The 14883-nt window shown below is 69.2% G+C and carries 15 protein-coding genes; 8 read left to right on the forward strand and 7 right to left on the reverse strand.

From position 1 onward, the window contains the following. Window positions 1-5: 5 nt before the first annotated feature. Window positions 6-2078: a TRAP transporter permease gene (locus SNOV_RS18005; RefSeq protein ID WP_013168398.1), complete on the forward strand. Its 2073-nt coding sequence runs from the start codon at window positions 6-8 to the stop codon at window positions 2076-2078. A gap of 27 nt (window positions 2079-2105) precedes the next feature. Here the strand turns inward: SNOV_RS18005 and SNOV_RS18010 are convergent, their stop codons facing one another. Then, the gene (locus SNOV_RS18010; RefSeq protein WP_013168399.1) at window positions 2106-2690 is read right to left on the reverse strand and encodes a GNAT family N-acetyltransferase; all 585 of its coding nucleotides are present in this window, start codon (window positions 2688-2690) and stop codon (window positions 2106-2108) included. 179 nt (window positions 2691-2869) lie between these two features. Between SNOV_RS18010 and minC the strand changes: the two genes are divergently transcribed. From minC to minE, 3 genes are read left to right on the forward strand one after another with little or no spacing between them, the layout of a single operon-like run. After that, window positions 2870-3526: a septum site-determining protein MinC gene (gene minC, locus SNOV_RS18015; RefSeq protein ID WP_244412787.1), complete on the forward strand. Its 657-nt coding sequence runs from the start codon at window positions 2870-2872 to the stop codon at window positions 3524-3526. A gap of 14 nt (window positions 3527-3540) precedes the next feature. Continuing rightward, window positions 3541-4353: a septum site-determining protein MinD gene (minD, locus tag SNOV_RS18020; protein WP_013168401.1), complete on the forward strand. Its 813-nt coding sequence runs from the start codon at window positions 3541-3543 to the stop codon at window positions 4351-4353. Beyond that, the gene (gene minE / locus SNOV_RS18025; RefSeq protein ID WP_013168402.1) at window positions 4350-4622 is read left to right on the forward strand and encodes a cell division topological specificity factor MinE; all 273 of its coding nucleotides are present in this window, start codon (window positions 4350-4352) and stop codon (window positions 4620-4622) included. The genes minD and minE overlap by 4 nt, the downstream gene beginning before the upstream one ends. Here the strand turns inward: minE and SNOV_RS18030 are convergent. Beyond that, a complete protein-coding gene (locus tag SNOV_RS18030; protein ID WP_013168403.1) occupies window positions 4606-4965 on the reverse strand; it encodes a VanZ family protein in 360 nt (119 codons plus the stop codon). The two genes, minE and SNOV_RS18030, sit on opposite strands and share 17 nt — an antisense overlap. Before the next feature lie 28 nt (window positions 4966-4993). Next, window positions 4994-6574 carry an FAD-dependent monooxygenase gene (locus SNOV_RS18035; protein WP_013168404.1) on the reverse strand — a complete coding sequence of 527 codons (1581 nt, stop codon included), beginning with the start codon at window positions 6572-6574 and terminating at the stop codon, window positions 4994-4996. A gap of 205 nt (window positions 6575-6779) precedes the next feature. Between SNOV_RS18035 and SNOV_RS18040 the strand changes: the two genes are divergently transcribed. The 4 genes from SNOV_RS18040 to SNOV_RS18055 are packed head-to-tail and all read left to right on the forward strand — an operon-like array spanning window position 6780 to window position 10304. After that, window positions 6780-7712, forward strand: coding sequence for a metal ABC transporter substrate-binding protein (locus SNOV_RS18040; protein ID WP_013168405.1), 933 nt, complete (start codon window positions 6780-6782; stop codon window positions 7710-7712). After that, entirely contained in the window at window positions 7709-8605 is an 897-nt protein-coding gene (locus SNOV_RS18045) for a manganese/iron ABC transporter ATP-binding protein (protein WP_013168406.1), read from the forward strand. Before SNOV_RS18040 ends, SNOV_RS18045 begins: the two co-directional genes overlap by 4 nt. Next, window positions 8602-9462: a metal ABC transporter permease gene (locus SNOV_RS18050; protein ID WP_013168407.1), complete on the forward strand. Its 861-nt coding sequence runs from the start codon at window positions 8602-8604 to the stop codon at window positions 9460-9462. Before SNOV_RS18045 ends, SNOV_RS18050 begins: the two co-directional genes overlap by 4 nt. Then, window positions 9459-10304, forward strand: a complete 846-nt coding sequence (locus tag SNOV_RS18055; protein WP_013168408.1) for a metal ABC transporter permease — start codon at window positions 9459-9461, stop codon at window positions 10302-10304. Before SNOV_RS18050 ends, SNOV_RS18055 begins: the two co-directional genes overlap by 4 nt. Before the next feature lie 20 nt (window positions 10305-10324). On the opposite strand, the gene SNOV_RS18060 is transcribed toward SNOV_RS18055, so the two are convergent. From SNOV_RS18060 to SNOV_RS18075, 4 genes are read right to left on the reverse strand one after another with little or no spacing between them, the layout of a single operon-like run. Beyond that, on the reverse strand, window positions 10325-11110 hold the full coding sequence (locus tag SNOV_RS18060; RefSeq protein ID WP_013168409.1) for an ATP-binding cassette domain-containing protein: 786 nt from the start codon (window positions 11108-11110) through the stop codon (window positions 10325-10327). Then, on the reverse strand, window positions 11107-11964 hold the full coding sequence (locus tag SNOV_RS18065) for an alpha/beta hydrolase (protein WP_013168410.1): 858 nt from the start codon (window positions 11962-11964) through the stop codon (window positions 11107-11109). Before SNOV_RS18065 ends, SNOV_RS18060 begins: the two co-directional genes overlap by 4 nt. Further along, a complete protein-coding gene (gene fhuB, locus SNOV_RS18070; RefSeq protein ID WP_013168411.1) occupies window positions 11961-13970 on the reverse strand; it encodes a Fe(3+)-hydroxamate ABC transporter permease FhuB in 2010 nt (669 codons plus the stop codon). The genes SNOV_RS18065 and fhuB overlap by 4 nt, the downstream gene beginning before the upstream one ends. Further along, a complete protein-coding gene (locus tag SNOV_RS18075; protein ID WP_013168412.1) occupies window positions 13963-14880 on the reverse strand; it encodes an iron-siderophore ABC transporter substrate-binding protein in 918 nt (305 codons plus the stop codon). Before SNOV_RS18075 ends, fhuB begins: the two co-directional genes overlap by 8 nt. Window positions 14881-14883: the final 3 nt, after the last annotated feature.

The following is a 14883-nucleotide window of genomic DNA, read 5'->3' on the forward strand; positions in this document are numbered from 1 at the left end:
GCGTCATGACCTCAGGCGAGGAGCGCGCGGCTCCCGTGTCCGATGGCAAACCTCTCGAATTCGACGAGGCCAAGGCACGGGAGCTGGAGGAGCACTACGACCCGGAGATCCGCTTCCGGCCGCTGGCGCCGGGAGCGGGCTATCTGGTCGGCGGCCTGCTGGTCGCCCTGTCCCTGTTCCACTACTACACGGCCGGCTTCGGCCTGCTGCAGGAGACGATGCACCGGGGCATTCACCTGTCCTTCGTGCTCGGCCTCATCTTCCTCGTCTTCCCCGCCTCGCGGCACGGCTATACGCAGCCCGCCGCCTCGGGCCTGCTGAGGCCGCTCGGCATCGGCCTGCCCGACTGGGTCCTGGCCATCGTCGCCGTGGTCGCGGTGATGCACATCCCGCTCATCCCGCTCGACGACCTCGCCTTCCGGGTCGGCAACCCGACCATGCTCGACGTGGTGCTGGGCGGCCTGCTCATCCTGGTGCTGCTGGAGGCGACGCGCCGCTCGCTCGGCGTGCCGCTGCCCATCATCGCGGTGCTGTTCATGGCCTATGCGCTGTGGGGACCGCACATGCCGGGCATATTGGTGCATCCCGGCGCCAGCTTCCCGCAGCTCGTCGACCACCTCTACCTGACGACGCAGGGCATTTACGGCGTCGCGCTCGGCGTGGTCGCGACCTACGTCTTCCACTTCGTGCTGTTCGGCGTGTTCGCCACGCGCATCGGCCTCGGCCAGCTCTTCCTCGACTGCGCCGCCTGGGTGGCGGGCCGCTATGCCGGCGGGCCGGCCAAGGTGTCGATCTTCGGCTCGGCGCTGTTCGGCATGATCTCGGGGTCCTCCGTCGCCAATACGGTGACGGTGGGCTCGCTCACCATCCCGGCGATGATCCGCCTCGGCTACAACCGCAACTTCGCGGCGGCGGTGGAGGCGACGGCCTCGACCGGCGGGCAGATCACGCCGCCGATCATGGGCGCCGCGGCGTTCCTGATGATCGAGTTCCTGAACCTGCCCTACACGACGATCATCCTGGCGGCGATCGTGCCCGCCTTCATGCACTTCTTCGGCGTGCTGGTGCAGGTGCATTTCGAGGCCAAGCGCAGCGGGCTGCGCGGGCTCGAGCCGCACGAGATGCCGGACGTGAAGGCGGCGCTGAAGCGCGACTGGCCGACCGCGATCCCGCTGGTCGTGCTGATCGCGATACTGCTCGCCGGCTACACGCCCTATCTCGCCGCCTTCTGGGGCATCACGCTGTGCATCGCCGTTCGCCTGCTCAACCCGCGCAACCGGCTGAGCCTCGGCGACATCGCCGAGGGGCTGCGCGACGGCGCCAAATACGCGCTGGCGGTCGGTGCGGCGGCGGCCACCGTCGGCATCGTCGTCGGCGTGGTGACGCTGACCGGCGTCGGCTTCAAGGTCTCCTTCATCGTCACCTCGACGGCCTCGGCCATGGCCGCCTGGATCGGCACCGTCCTGCCGGCGGTGCTGGTGGCGCCGCAGACGCTGACGCTGCTGTTCACCCTGATCATGACCGGCATCGTCTGCATCCTCATGGGATGCGGCATCCCGACGACCGCCAACTACATCATCATGGCGACCATCGCCGCGCCGGCGCTGGGCCTGCTCGGCGTCGAGCCGCTCGTCGCGCATTTCTTCGTCTTCTATTACGGCGTGCTAGCCGACATCACGCCGCCCGTGGCCCTCGCCGCCTATGCAGCGGCCGGCATGGCCAATGCCGATCCGTTCCGCACCGGCAACACCGCCTTCCGCCTGGGTCTGGGCAAGGTGCTGGTTCCCTTCGTCTTCGTGTTCTCGCCCTCGCTGCTGCTCGTGACGAAGGGGTTCACCTGGCACGATTTCGCGCTGGCCTTCGCCGGCTGCGTCATCGGCATCACCTGCCTGGGCGCCGCCTTCTCGGGATGGATGCTGACCCATCTGCGCGTCTGGGAACGCCTCGTCCTGGCCGTGGCGGCCATGCTGCTGGTGGCGCCGGAGCTCTATTCCTCGCTGCTGGGGCTGGTGCTCACCGTGCCGGTGTTGCTGTCGCAATGGGCGCGCCGGAACGACGCCGCCCCGGCCGCGACGTGACCGGCGGGAGACACGCGTTCCGGGCGATCACCGCCCGGAACGGTCCGGCGAGGCGGGAAGCGTCGCGCTGCCCTCCCCGAGCGGGCGCTGCATCAGCACGGTGTCCACCCAGCGGCCGAACTTGAAGCCGACGCAGCTCAGCGTCCCCACGGGCTGGAACCCCGCACGCCGGTGCACCGCCAGCGAGCCGGCATTGCCGCTGTCGCCGATCACCGCGAGCATCTGCCGCCAGGGGCCGGAGGAGCAGCGCGCGATCAACGCATCGAGCAGGGCGCTCCCGATCCCGCGCCGCTGCTGGCCGGGGGCGATGTAGATCGAGTTCTCCACCGTGTAGCGATAGGCGGGGCGCGGCCGGTAGCTTGTGGCGTAGCTGTAGCCGACGATGCGGCCTTCGATCTCCGCGACCAGATAGGGCAGGTTCAGATCGAGGATGGCGGCGCGCCGGCGCGACATCTCGGCGAGCGAGGGCGGCACCTCCTCGAAGGTGGCGAGGCCGTTGAGCACATGATGGGCGTAGATCTCCGTGACGGCCGCCATGTCCTCCTCCCGCGCGTCGCGGACGCTCGGGGAGGCTGGCGCCGAAGCGGGCGCCGACGGTTCTGCGATACTCATGCAATCTCCGTGGGGTAGGTGTATGCGACGCGCCGCCGGGGCGGCCGGACCCTTGGCGCGACCGGGTTAACCGCTCGTTAACCAAGATTAATCGAATCTGTCCTTCAAGAGGGGAGATTCGCACCGTGAATGCTGTCAGCCAAACCGGGCCGTCGATCCGTTTCCGCGGACGTTCGTTCATGGCGATGACGCTGGTGGCCGACGGTCCGCTGGAGGGGTGGCTCGCCGACTTCGACGTCTGGCTGCAGCGCTCGCCCGGCTTCTTCACCGGCCGCATCGTCGTCCTCGATTTCGCCGATACCGCGCAGAGCAAGGCGGATGTCGAGCGCTGGATCGGCGAACTCGCCACCCGCGGCGTGCGCCTCGTCGGGATCGAGGGCGTGCGCCCGAGCCTCGTCGACGCCACCATGCCACCGGTGCTGCGCGGTGGCCGCGATGCCACCCTCGTTGTCACCGACAATGTCACCGATTCCGCCACCACCCCGGCCGAGCCCCGCAAGCCCGCCGAGCCGGTGAACATGCTGGTGGAACGGCGCATCAGGTCCGGCCAGTCGATCGTCTGCCTCGAAGGCGACGTCACCATCATCGGCTCCGTCGGCGCCGGCGCCGAGATCATCGCCGGCGGATCTATCCATGTTTACGGGACGTTAGCCGGCCGGGCGATCGCCGGCGCGACGTTCGGCGCCCGCGCCCAGATCTTCTGCACCAAGCTGGAGGCCGAACTGCTTGCGGTCGACGGCATCTACCGGACGGCGGAAGACATCGACGACGCCTTCAGGGGCAAGGCCGTGCGGGTATCAACCGCCGACGAAACACTGCGGATTGCCGCACTTTAGGAGCGAAGCGAGGCATGGCTAAGATCATCACGGTCACGTCGGGAAAAGGCGGCGTCGGTAAGACCACGACGACGGCTGCCATCGGCGCCGCATTGGCCCGGACCGGCGACAAAGTGGTCGTTGTCGACTTCGACGTCGGCCTGCGCAACCTCGACCTGATCATGGGGGCGGAGCGGCGCGTGGTCTACGACTTCGTCAACGTCATCCAGGGCGACGCCCGGCTGCCGCAGGCGCTGATCAAGGACAAGCGGCTGGATTCGCTGTTCCTGCTGCCCGCCTCGCAGACCCGCGACAAGGACGCGCTCACCGAAGAGGGCGTCGACAAGGTGATCGGCGACCTCTCCCGCCATTTCGACTGGGTGATCTGCGACAGCCCGGCCGGCATCGAGCGCGGGGCGACGCTTGCCATGCGCCACGCCGAGATCGCCATCGTCGTCACCAATCCGGAAGTCTCCTCCGTCCGCGACAGCGACCGCATCGTCGGCATACTCGACGCCAAGACGCTGAAGGCCGAGCGCGGCGAGACGGTGGACAAGCGCCTGCTGCTGACCCGCTACGACGCCGCCCGCGCGGCGCGCGGCGACATGCTGAAGACCGAGGACGTGCTCGAGATCCTCTCGCTGCCGCTGCTCGGCATCGTGCCCGAGAGCCCCGACGTGCTCAAGGCCTCGAACATGGGCGTCCCTGTCTCCATCAACGATCCCAACAGCGCCCCGGCGCGGGCCTATCACGATGCGGCGCTGCGGCTCAAAGGCGAGGACATCGCCATGGAGACGCCGAAGCAGCGTCTCGGCCTGTTCGGGAAATTCCTGCGGAGGGCGGCATGACCTTGTGGAAGCGGCTTTTCTCAAGCACCAGCGCGCCCCAGGCGCGCGAGCGGCTGCAGATCCTGCTCTCGCATGAGCGGCAGGTGCTCGGGGGCAGCGACCTGCTCTCCAGCCTGCGCGAGGAGATCCTCGCCGTCGTCGCCAAGCATGTGCCCTGCGAACAGGACAATGTGAAGGTCCGCCTCGAGCGCGGCACGCCGATGTCGATCCTCGAAATCGAGGTCGAGGTCCGCGGCAACATCGAGCTCGGGGTCAGCAAGGCGGCCTGATCGCCCTGACTGCCAACATGGCGAGCGCCGCTCCGAAAGCGGCGCCCGCCGACCCGGCGACGAAGTCGGCGAGGCTGGTGTCCCGCCCTGGCGACAGGAGCTGAAGAATCTCCATCGCGCCGGCGAGCAGGCACAGGGCGGCGACGAGCGCCGCAAGCCTGCCGATGCGGCGCCGCAGGATCAGCGCGAACAGGAACGCCGTTCCCGCATAGGCGATGAAATGCTCGCCCCAGTCCGGAATGCCGGTCCGGGGCATTTGCCGCGCCGGCAGCAGCGACGTCGCGACGATGACGACGAGGCAGGCATAGCCCGCTCCCCGGGCGATCCGGCGATAGCTCGGCATGGCTAGGTTCCACCCGTGACGGCCGCGCTCACGAGGCGGCCGCCGGCCGTATCACCCGATCGACATAGACGGCCAGCGGGTCGAGATCATCGGCGGTCCCGCGCGCCGCGATGACATGGTCGGGGCGGACCAGCACCCAGCCCGGCGCGCTCATATGGTAGCGCTCGCGCACCGCCGCACCGGGATCGCTTCCGGGCGCGATGTCGACGACCTCCACCGCCCCGTCCATCCCGGCAAGCAGCGTGTCCACCGGAATCGGAGCCGCGTCGGGAAACAGCAGCAGCGTATGATGCGTGCCGCACAGCCGCGGCCACAGCGTGGTCGGGCTGCCGGTCTGCGGATCGGTGAACTGCGCGTCGCGCGCCCGCGTGCCGACATCGGTGCGGGCCGGCCGGCGCAGCGGGGCGCCGAGCGCGACCAGCGGGCCGTCCTCATAGACGATGCTGGTCTCCGACAGTTCGAGCTGCAGCTTCCTCTGCGCCACCTTGAGGTTGCCGACGATGGTGACGGCTATGTCGCGCACGAGCTGCGCCACCCGGCTGGAGGCGAAGGCGGCATGGAGCTTCTGCGCTGCGCCCTTGATCACCTCGCGGGCGACCGGCCGGCGCTCCGCCTCGTAGCTGTCGAGCAGAAGCGCCGAATCGCCCCTGCCGGTCAGCACATGAGCGAGCTTCCAGCCGAGATTGACCGCGTCCTGGATGCCGGTGTTCATGCCCTGGCCGCCGGCCGGGCTGTGGATGTGGGCGGCGTCGCCGGCGAGGAAGACGCGGCCGACGCGGTATTTCTCCGCCAGGCGCTCATTGGTGCGGAAGGAGGAGAGCCAGCTCGGGTCGCGCAGGCGGGTGCCCGGCGGTCCGTGGCGATCCATGTAGCCCTGCATTTCCTCCAGCGTCGGCGCGCTGTCGTCCTCCACGTCCGGGCGGGCGGTGAAGATGCGCCAGACGTCGTTCTCGAAGGGGAAGAGCGCGACCGTGCCGCCATTGTGCCACCAGATGTGGATGCTCCGGTGGTCGAGCTCGCCGCCATCGATCTTCACGTCGGCCAGCAGGAACATCTGCGGCTCGGTATAGCCCTCGAATTCGATGCCGAGCGTACGGCGCACCAGGCTGCGCGCTCCGTCCGCGCCGACGAGATAGCGGGCGCGGACACTCTCCTCGCGGCCGTCGGCATGGGTCAGCGTCGCGTCGACGCCGTCCGCGTCCTGTGCGAAGCCGACGAGCTCGACACCGCGCTCGATGGTGCCTCCGAGCGCGGCGAGGCGCTCGGCGAGGATCGCCTCGGTGCGCGATTGGGCGAGGAGCAGCGGGTAGGGATAGGGGCTGTCGATGCCGTCACCGACCGCAAGCGTCGCGAGGCGATGCGCCCCGTCGCCGGCGATGAGCGATTTGAGCCGCGCGCCCTTCTCCTCGAATTGCTGGACCACGCCCATGGTCTCCAGCGCTTCGAGGCTGGCGCTCCAGACCGCCAGCGCCTTGGAGACCGTGGCGGGCGACAGGTTGCGGTCGATGATGCGCACGGGGATGCCGTGCAGGCGCAGCATGATGGCGAGCGACAGCCCCGTGGGGCCCGCGCCCGAGATGAGAACCGGAACCAATCCTTCGTCGGCCATCCGTGCCCCCGCGCATGGAACTCATGAATCCATATAGCTTTCCAGCGCCTCCGCAAGGCGATCCGCGCGGGGCCGGATCACTGTCGCGCCGGCCCGTCGGACGACCGTTCGGCTTCCGGCTCGATATGCAATTCATTCGCAGTTGCATCATAAGCCGAACCCTGCGTAAACTGCTCCTGCAACTCATTCGCAACAGGAGACAGGTATGCGGGGAAGGTCGAGGCGTGCGGCTCTGGCCGGGCTGATGGCAGCCGGCATCATCGGCGTGGCAGCCATCCCCGGCGCTTCGGCGCAGGAGGCCGGCAAGCCGAAGTTCAAGGCCGTGACCACCTTCACCGTGATTGCCGACATGGCGCGCAACGTGGCGGGCGACGCGGCCATCGTGGAATCGATCACCAAGCCCGGCGCCGAGATCCACAATTACGCACCCACTCCCGGCGACATTCAGCGGGCGCAGGGCGCCCAGCTCATCCTCTGGAACGGGCTGAACCTGGAGCTCTGGTTCGAGAAGTTCTTCCAGAACCTGAAGGACGTCCCCGGCGTCGTCGTCTCGGCCGGCGTCGAGCCGATGGGCATCACGGAAGGCCCCTACAGCGGCAAGCCCAATCCGCATGCCTGGATGTCGCCGTCCAACGCGCTGATCTATGTCGACAACATCCGCGACGCCTTCGCGAATTACGATCCGGCCAATGCCGCGACCTATGAGGCCAACGCGAAGGCCTACAAGGCGAAGATCGAGGCCGCGGTCGCGCCGATCCGGACGAAGCTGGACACGATTCCCGCCGACAAGCGCTGGCTGGTGTCGAGCGAGGGCGCATTCTCCTATCTCGCCCGCGATTTCGGGCTGAAGGAGCTCTATCTCTGGCCGATCAACGCCGACCAGCAGGGTACGCCGCAGCAGGTGCGCAAGGTGATCGATTCCGTGCGCAAGAACGGCATCCCCGCCGTGTTCAGCGAGAGCACCGTCTCCGACAAACCGGCCCGGCAGGTGGCGCGCGAGACCGGCGCGCATTATGGCGGCGTGCTCTATGTCGACTCGCTCAGCGAGGCCGACGGCCCGGTGCCGACCTATATCGACCTGCTCGCCGTGACCACGAGCACGCTGGAGAAGGGCCTCGCCGAGGGATTGTCGCAATGAATGCGGGCCTCGCGGTCACCGGCGTGACCGTCACCTATCGCAACGGCCACACCGCCCTGCGCGACGCCAGCTTCTCGATCCCGACGGGCACTATCACGGCGCTGGTCGGGGTCAACGGCTCCGGCAAATCGACCCTGTTCAAGGCGATCATGGGCTTCGTGCGCCTCGCCGCGGGCGAGATCGCCATCCTCGGCGGCAACGTCGATCAGGCCTTGAAGCGCAACCTCGTCGCCTATGTGCCGCAGAGCGAGGAGGTCGACTGGAACTTCCCCGTCCTCGTCGAGGACGTAGTGATGATGGGCCGCTACGGCCATATGGGGCTGATGCGCATTCCCCGCGCCGCCGACCGGCGCGCGGTGACCGACGCGCTCGCCCGCGTCGGGATGGGGGAGTTCCGCCACAGGCAGATCGGCGAGCTCTCCGGCGGGCAGAAGAAGCGCGTCTTCCTCGCCCGCGCGCTGGCGCAGGACGCCAAGGTCATCCTGCTCGACGAGCCCTTCACCGGCGTCGACGTGAAGACCGAGGAGGCGATCATCGCCCTGCTCAAGGCGCTGCGTGACGAGGGCCGGGTGATGCTGGTCTCGACCCACAATCTCGGCAGCGTGCCGGAATTCTGTGACCGCACCGTGCTGATCAAGGGCACGGTCCTCGCCTATGGCCCGACCGCGCAGACCTTCACCGAGGCCAATCTGGAGAAGACCTTCGGCGGCGTGCTGCGCCATTTCGTGCTCGGCGGCGCCGGGCTGCACGCGGACGACGACCGCCGACAGCTCGCCGTGCTCTCCGACGACGAGCGCCCGCTCGTGCTCTATGGCGAGAAGGGCGCGATGCAGCAGCAGACCGCGGAAGAACATGTGAGCGAGAAGCATCCCGCCGAGGAGAAGACCTCGTGATCGAGCTGCTCCTCGAGCCCTTCGGCTACGAATATATGCGCAGCGCCATGTGGGTCTCGGCCCTCGTCGGTGCGGTCTGCGCCTTCCTCTCCTGCTATCTCATGCTCAAGGGCTGGTCGCTGATCGGCGACGCGCTCTCGCACGCCATCGTGCCCGGTGTCGCCGGCGCCTACATGCTCGGCCTGCCCTTCGCCATCGGCGCCTTCTTCTCCGGCGGGCTCGCCGCCGCCGCCATGCTGTTCCTCAACCAGCGCACGAAGCTGAAGGAGGACGCCATCATCGGGCTGATCTTCTCCTCCTTCTTCGGCCTCGGCCTGTTCATGGTCTCGCTGTCGCCGACCTCGGTGAACATCCAGACCATCGTGCTCGGCAACATCCTCGCCATCACCCCGGAGGACACGCTGCAGCTCGCCCTCATCGGCTTCGTCTCGCTGGCGATCCTTTTGGTGAAGTGGAAGGATCTGATGGCGACCTTCTTCGACGAGGCGCATGCGCGCTCGATCGGGCTGCGGCCGACCGCGCTGAAGATCATGTTCTTCACCCTGCTCTCCGCCTCGACGGTGGCGGCGCTGCAGACGGTCGGTGCCTTCCTCGTCATCTGCCTCGTCGTCACCCCCGGCGCCACCGCCTATCTGCTGGCCGACCGCTTCCCGCGCCTTTTGACCATCGCCGTCGCCATCGGCGCGGTGACGAGCTTCATCGGCGCCTATGCCAGCTATTTCCTCGACGGCGCCACCGGCGGCATCATCGTGGTGCTGCAGACGCTGATCTTCCTCATCGCCTTCGTCTTCGCGCCCAAGCACGGCATGTTGGCAGCGCGGCGTCGGGCGGCGCAGGCGCTCCGGGTGGGGGCATGACCATGATCGACACGCTGCTCTCCCCCTTCCAGTTCGGCTTCATGGTCAACGCCCTCGTCATCTCCGGCCTCGTAGCCGTGACGATGGCGCTGCTCTCCTGCTTCCTGGTGCTCAAGGGCTGGTCGCTGATGGGCGACGCCATCTCGCATGCGGTGTTCCCTGGCGTGGTGCTGGCCTATATCGTCGGGCTGCCCTTCGCGATCGGCGCTTTCGCCGCCGGCATGTTCTGCGCCGTGGCGACGGGCTTCCTCAAGGATAACAGCCGCATCAAGCAGGACACGGTGATGGGCATCGTGTTCTCCGGCATGTTCGGGGTGGGGCTGGTGCTCTATGTGAAGATCCAGTCCGAGGTGCATCTCGACCACATATTGTTCGGCGACATGCTCGGCGTGTCCTGGGGCGACATCGGCGAGACCGCGCTGATCGCCACTGTCGTCGCCGGCATCATCGCGGTGAAGTGGAAGGACTTCCTGCTGCACGCCTTCGATCCGGCGCAGGCGCGGGCGGTGGGCCTGCGCGTCGGGCTGCTGCATTACGGCCTGCTGTGCCTGATCTCGCTGACCATCGTCGGCGCGCTGAAGGCGGTGGGGCTGATCCTCGCCATCGCCATGCTGATCGCGCCGGGCGCCGTCGCTTTCCTGCTGGCGCGCTCCTTCGGCGGCATGCTGGTGCTGTCGGTCGCGGTCGCGGTCGGGGCGTCGCTGCTCGGCGTCTACCTGTCCTTCTTCCTCGACAGCGCGCCGGCGCCGACCATCGTGCTGCTGATGAGCCTCGTCTTCGTCGCGGCCTTCATCCGCTCTTCACTGGTGACCGCGCGAACGGAGACCCGCGAGCGGGCGTAACCGGCCCGGGCAGGCAGCCTTCAAAGGCGCGGCACGGCGACATGCCCCCTGCCGTCCTGGCGGATCACGTCCATGGCGATGCCGTAGATGCGCTCCAGCGTCTGCGGCGTGACCATCTCCTCCGGCGTGCCGCGCGCCATCAGTCTCCCCCCATGCAGCGCGATGATGTCGTCACAGAAGCGCGCCGCCATGTTCACGTCGTGCAGCACCACGACGACGCCGGTCCCGCGCTCGCGGCAGAGACTGCGGATCAGCGTGAGCACCTCGATCTGGTGAGCGATGTCCAGCGCCGAGATCGGCTCGTCCAGCAGCAGGCAATCGGCATCCTGCGCCACCAGCATGGCGATCCAGACGCGCTGGCGCTCGCCCCCGGACAGCGTGTCAACGAGGCGGTCGGCGAAGACCGCGGTGTCGGTCAGCGCGATCGCCTCCTCGACCTTCTGCCGGTCAACGGCGCCGAACCGACCCAGCGCGCCATGCCAGGGATAGCGGCCGAGCGCGATCAGTTCGCGCGCGGTCATGCCGCCGGTGGCCGGCGAGGACTGCGGCAGATAGGCGACGCGCCGGGCAAAGTCGCGCGGGCCCCAGCCGGCGAGCGGCCGGCCCTCGAAGCGGATCTCCCCACCGCTGGCCGCAAGCTGCCGGCCGAGCAGCTTCAGCAGCGTCGACTTGCCCGAGCCGTTGTGCCCGATCAGCCCGACCACGCGGCCCGCCGGCACGGCAAGGCTGAGAGGGTGCAGCAGCGTGCGTCCCTCGACGCCGAAATGCACCTCGGCAAGCTCGAACAGCGGAGCGGCGGCGCTCATGTGCGGTCCCGGCCGAAGGCGAAGCGGATGGCGTGGTTGAGGCAGGCCGGCAGCACCGACATATGCGTCTCGCCGGGCAGGAAGACGTACTCCGAGACGAGCCCCGGCACCTGCGCGAGGCGCTCGGCCATGAGGCGCGTATTGTCGACGATGCGGCTCTCCTCGAAAGCGGCGCGCCGCTTCTCCTCGTCGGGCGCGCCGATCTGGAACGGCGCCAGCTTCTGCTCGTATTCGCCGGCGAGAAGCAGGATGTGGCCATCGCGCGGCTTGCCCTCGGCGACGAACGTCTCCGCCGCCCCGACGATGCCGGCGCCCTCCCACCAGATGGCGGGGCTGGCGGATATCCAGCGCGAGAAGGCGGCGGGGCGCCTGAACAGCGTGTGCAACACGAACAGCCCGCCGAAGGAATGACCCGTGATCGCCTGCCTCGCCGGATCGATCGCGACGCGGCGGGCGATCTCCGGCTTCAGCGCCTCCTCGATGAAGGCGAGGAAGTCGTCCGCCCCGCCGGTGCGCACGTCGGGCCCGTCCGGCGTGTGCGGCGGATAGGTCTGGCCGGGCGGCGGGCCCAGATCCCATGAACGGCGCACGCTGTCATAGGCGCCGTCGGTCGGGTAGCCGATGCCGACCATCACGCCCCATTCGATGCCGGTGCCGAGCGGCCACGCGGCCTGCACGCGCATAATGTCCGCCGCCGTGCCGGCCACCGCATTAGCGTCTGTGTAGTACAGCACCGGCCAGCCCTCGGCGGGCGGCTCACCCGGCGGCCGATAGAGGAAGATGCGCCAGGTCGCGCTGCCGTCGCCGGGGAAGAAATCGAAGACGGTGGTGTCAGGAATGAGGGCGTCGGTCATGCGGTCTGCCTGCGCGTGAGAAGCCAGAGGAAGACGGGCGCGCCGAGCATGGAGGCGATGAGGCCTGCCGGCAGCTGCCACGGAAAGGCAAGGGTGCGGCCGACGAAATCGGCACCGAGCATGACGAAGCTGCCGATGAGCGCGGCGCCGAGGAGCTCCGGCAGCGGCCGACGCAGGCCGGCGAGCCGGGCCAGCGGCGGTGTGATCAGCCCGACGAAGGACAGCGGCCCGACCAGCAGCGTCGCCATGGCCGTGGCCAGCGCGGCGAGGGCCAGCAGCAGCGAGCGGCTGAACAGCGAGGGCATGCCCAGTGCCCGCGCCGACACGTCGCCGAGCGGCAATATGTCGAGCCAGCGCGCCACCGTCGGCAGCGCGGCAAGCAGCAGCGCCGCCGCCATCAGACTGCCGGCGGCGGTGGCGAGGTCGATGCCGTAGGTCGAGCCGGCCATCCAGGTGAGCAGCAGCACTGCGCGCGGATCGCCGCTCGCCATAAGGAGGCTGACGAGGGAATCGAGCAGCGCCCCGATGGCGACGCCGGCGAGGATGACGCGCTCCGGCGCGCCTTTCGAGGCGCGGGCGAGCGCCAATATGGCGAGGAGCGCGAGGAAGGCGCCGAGCGCGGCGGCAAGCGTCTGGCCGGCGCGCCCTGCCGCGTCGAACAGGAACAGCGCGACGATGAGCCCGCAGGCCGCGCCCGCGCTCACCCCCAGCACTTCGGGGCTCGCCATCGGATTGCCGGTCATGCGCTGGAGGATGCCGCCGGCCACCGCCAGCAGCGTCCCGCCGGCGACGGCCGCCAGGATGCGCGGCATACGCAGCGCCCAGACCGGATCGCTCGGTCCTGCGAGGCTCCAGCCATCGGCTCCCGGCCCGACGCTGACTGACGCCAGCGCCGCGAACACCAGCAGCAGCACCAGGCCGGCGAGCAGGGGAGCGGGACGAACGAGGCCCCTCGCATGCGAGATGAGCCCGGCACCCGTATGCGGCGGCAAACGGAGCCGCGGCACCATCCATAGAAGCAGCGGCGCGCCAAGCATTGCCGTCACCGCGCCGGTCGGCAGCATCTCGCCATAGGCGCCCGACTGGAGCTGCACCATCTGGTCGGTGAGCCACAGCAGGGCGGCGCCGGTGAGCGCCGAGATGAGCAATCGCGCACCGACGCGGCGCGCGCCGCTGACGCGGGCGAGCACCGGCGCCGCGAGGCCGACGAAGCCGATGCTGCCGACGCTCGCCACCACGAAGGTGGTGAGCGCCACCGCGACCGTCAGCGCCGCGAGGCGGGCGGCGGCCAGCGACAGGCCGAGGCTGCGGGCGACATCGTCGTCGAGCCCGAGCAGCGTCAGCGGACGCAGCAACAGCATGGTCGCGAGGCCGGCGAAGGCGAGGCGCGGCGCGAGGAAAGCGGGCGCCGACCAGTCCTGCTGGCTCAGCGAGCCGGCGCCCCACAGGAACAGCCCGGCGAGGTAATGGCTGTTGAACAGAGCCAGCAGCGCGGCGAGCGCGGCGCAGGCGAGGCCCGTCACCATGCCGGCGAGGATCACGACCAGCGGCGAGAAACCGCTGCGGCGCGACAGCGCCAGCACCACGCCGATGGCCAGAAGCCCGCCGCCGAGCGCGACCCACTCGCGGCCGAGACCGATCAGCCCCGGCGCCCAGACGAGGGCGGCGGCAAGGGCGAGGCTCGCCCCCGCCTCGATGCCCAGCGTGGTCGGGGAGGCGATGGGATTGCGCAGCACCTGCTGGAGGATGGTACCGGCCAGCCCCAGCGCGCCGCCGGCGAGCAGGCTGACCACAAGGCGCGGCGCGAAGCTGTAGAGCGCCAATATCTCGGCGGTGTCGTCGAGATCGGGATGGGCAAGCGCACCCCACCACTGCTCCGGCGGCAGGCGCATGGACAGGTTGACGAGACTGGCCGCAAGCGCCGGCACGGCGAGCAGCAGGACCAGCGCCGCCGAGCCGAAGCGCGGACGCGCCAATCCGGAGGTGGCGACCGCGAGATCAGCCATTGGAGGACGCCTCGACGAGGACGCGGGCGATCTGGCGCGCGAAGCGCATGGCCGAGGGCAGCATGCCGAACATCAGCACCGGCGGCAGGCGGTGGATCCGCCCGGCCTTCACGAAGGGTAGGCTGTTCCACAGCGGGCTCGCCGCCAGCCGGTCCAGCGTGTCGGTTGAGATCGGTTCCAGATAGACGAGGCTGCTGGCGGGGCTGTCCGCCAGTTCCTCGATGCCGACCGTGCTGAACCCCCAGTAATTGCTGGGTTTCGTCCAGCTATTGACGAGGCCGGTGCGCTCCATCACGTCGCCGAAGAGGCTGCCCTTGCCGTAGACCCGCACATGCCGGGTATCGAGGAAGTTGACCACCAGCAGCGAGCGCCCGGCGAGGCCGGCGGTGGCCAATTGGCGGCGTGTTTCCTCCATCGTCGCCTGCGCCCGCGCGATCAGTTCCTCGCCGGCATCCCTTCGGCCGACATCGGCTGCAAGCGCGCGCGTGGCACTAATGCTGCGCGCGTAGGCACTGCCGACGGGCGGTGCATAGACTGAGAAGGTCCGCGTCGGGGCGAACCGTTCCAAGAGCAGCTTGATGCCGTCGAGATAGGGCGTGGAGACGATGAGGTCCGGCTTCAGCGCGGCGAGCACCTCGAGATTGGGCTCGCGGTCGGTGCCGAGATTGGCGATGCCGGGAGGCAGCGCCGGCTCGACCACCCAGTCCGCCCATTCGCCGGGGTTGGGAATGGCGATGGGCGGAAGGCCCATCTCGATGAGGGTCTCGGCGAGGCCGAAATCCATCGAGACGATCCGCGAAGGTGGGAAAGCCGGCGCATCTCTTCCCGCCTGCGCGCCCGCCGGTCGGGGCAGCGCGAGGGAGGTCGCCAACCCGCCGAGCAGCATCGCCCGGCGGGAAAGGGTGGGCATCGG

This window comes from Ancylobacter novellus DSM 506, from assembly GCF_000092925.1.
Classification (GTDB): domain Bacteria; phylum Pseudomonadota; class Alphaproteobacteria; order Rhizobiales; family Xanthobacteraceae; genus Ancylobacter; species Ancylobacter novellus.

Bases quoted from the DNA above. Each gene is read 5' to 3' on its own strand.
- SNOV_RS18005 (WP_013168398.1), top strand. From the start codon at position 6: ATGACCTCAGGCGAGGAGCGCGCGGCTCCCGTGTCCGATGGCAAACCT.
- SNOV_RS18010 (WP_013168399.1), bottom strand. From the start codon at position 2,690: ATGAGTATCGCAGAACCGTCGGCGCCCGCTTCGGCGCCAGCCTCCCCG.
- minC (WP_244412787.1), top strand. From the start codon at position 2,870: ATGGCGATGACGCTGGTGGCCGACGGTCCGCTGGAGGGGTGGCTCGCC.
- minD (WP_013168401.1), top strand. From the start codon at position 3,541: ATGGCTAAGATCATCACGGTCACGTCGGGAAAAGGCGGCGTCGGTAAG.
- minE (WP_013168402.1), top strand. From the start codon at position 4,350: ATGACCTTGTGGAAGCGGCTTTTCTCAAGCACCAGCGCGCCCCAGGCG.
- SNOV_RS18030 (WP_013168403.1), bottom strand. From the start codon at position 4,965: ATGCCGAGCTATCGCCGGATCGCCCGGGGAGCGGGCTATGCCTGCCTC.
- SNOV_RS18035 (WP_013168404.1), bottom strand. From the start codon at position 6,574: ATGGCCGACGAAGGATTGGTTCCGGTTCTCATCTCGGGCGCGGGCCCC.
- SNOV_RS18040 (WP_013168405.1), top strand. From the start codon at position 6,780: ATGCGGGGAAGGTCGAGGCGTGCGGCTCTGGCCGGGCTGATGGCAGCC.
- SNOV_RS18045 (WP_013168406.1), top strand. From the start codon at position 7,709: ATGAATGCGGGCCTCGCGGTCACCGGCGTGACCGTCACCTATCGCAAC.
- SNOV_RS18055 (WP_013168408.1), top strand. From the start codon at position 9,459: ATGACCATGATCGACACGCTGCTCTCCCCCTTCCAGTTCGGCTTCATG.
- SNOV_RS18060 (WP_013168409.1), bottom strand. From the start codon at position 11,110: ATGAGCGCCGCCGCTCCGCTGTTCGAGCTTGCCGAGGTGCATTTCGGC.
- SNOV_RS18065 (WP_013168410.1), bottom strand. From the start codon at position 11,964: ATGACCGACGCCCTCATTCCTGACACCACCGTCTTCGATTTCTTCCCC.
- fhuB (WP_013168411.1), bottom strand. From the start codon at position 13,970: ATGGCTGATCTCGCGGTCGCCACCTCCGGATTGGCGCGTCCGCGCTTC.
- SNOV_RS18075 (WP_013168412.1), bottom strand. From the start codon at position 14,880: ATGCCCACCCTTTCCCGCCGGGCGATGCTGCTCGGCGGGTTGGCGACC.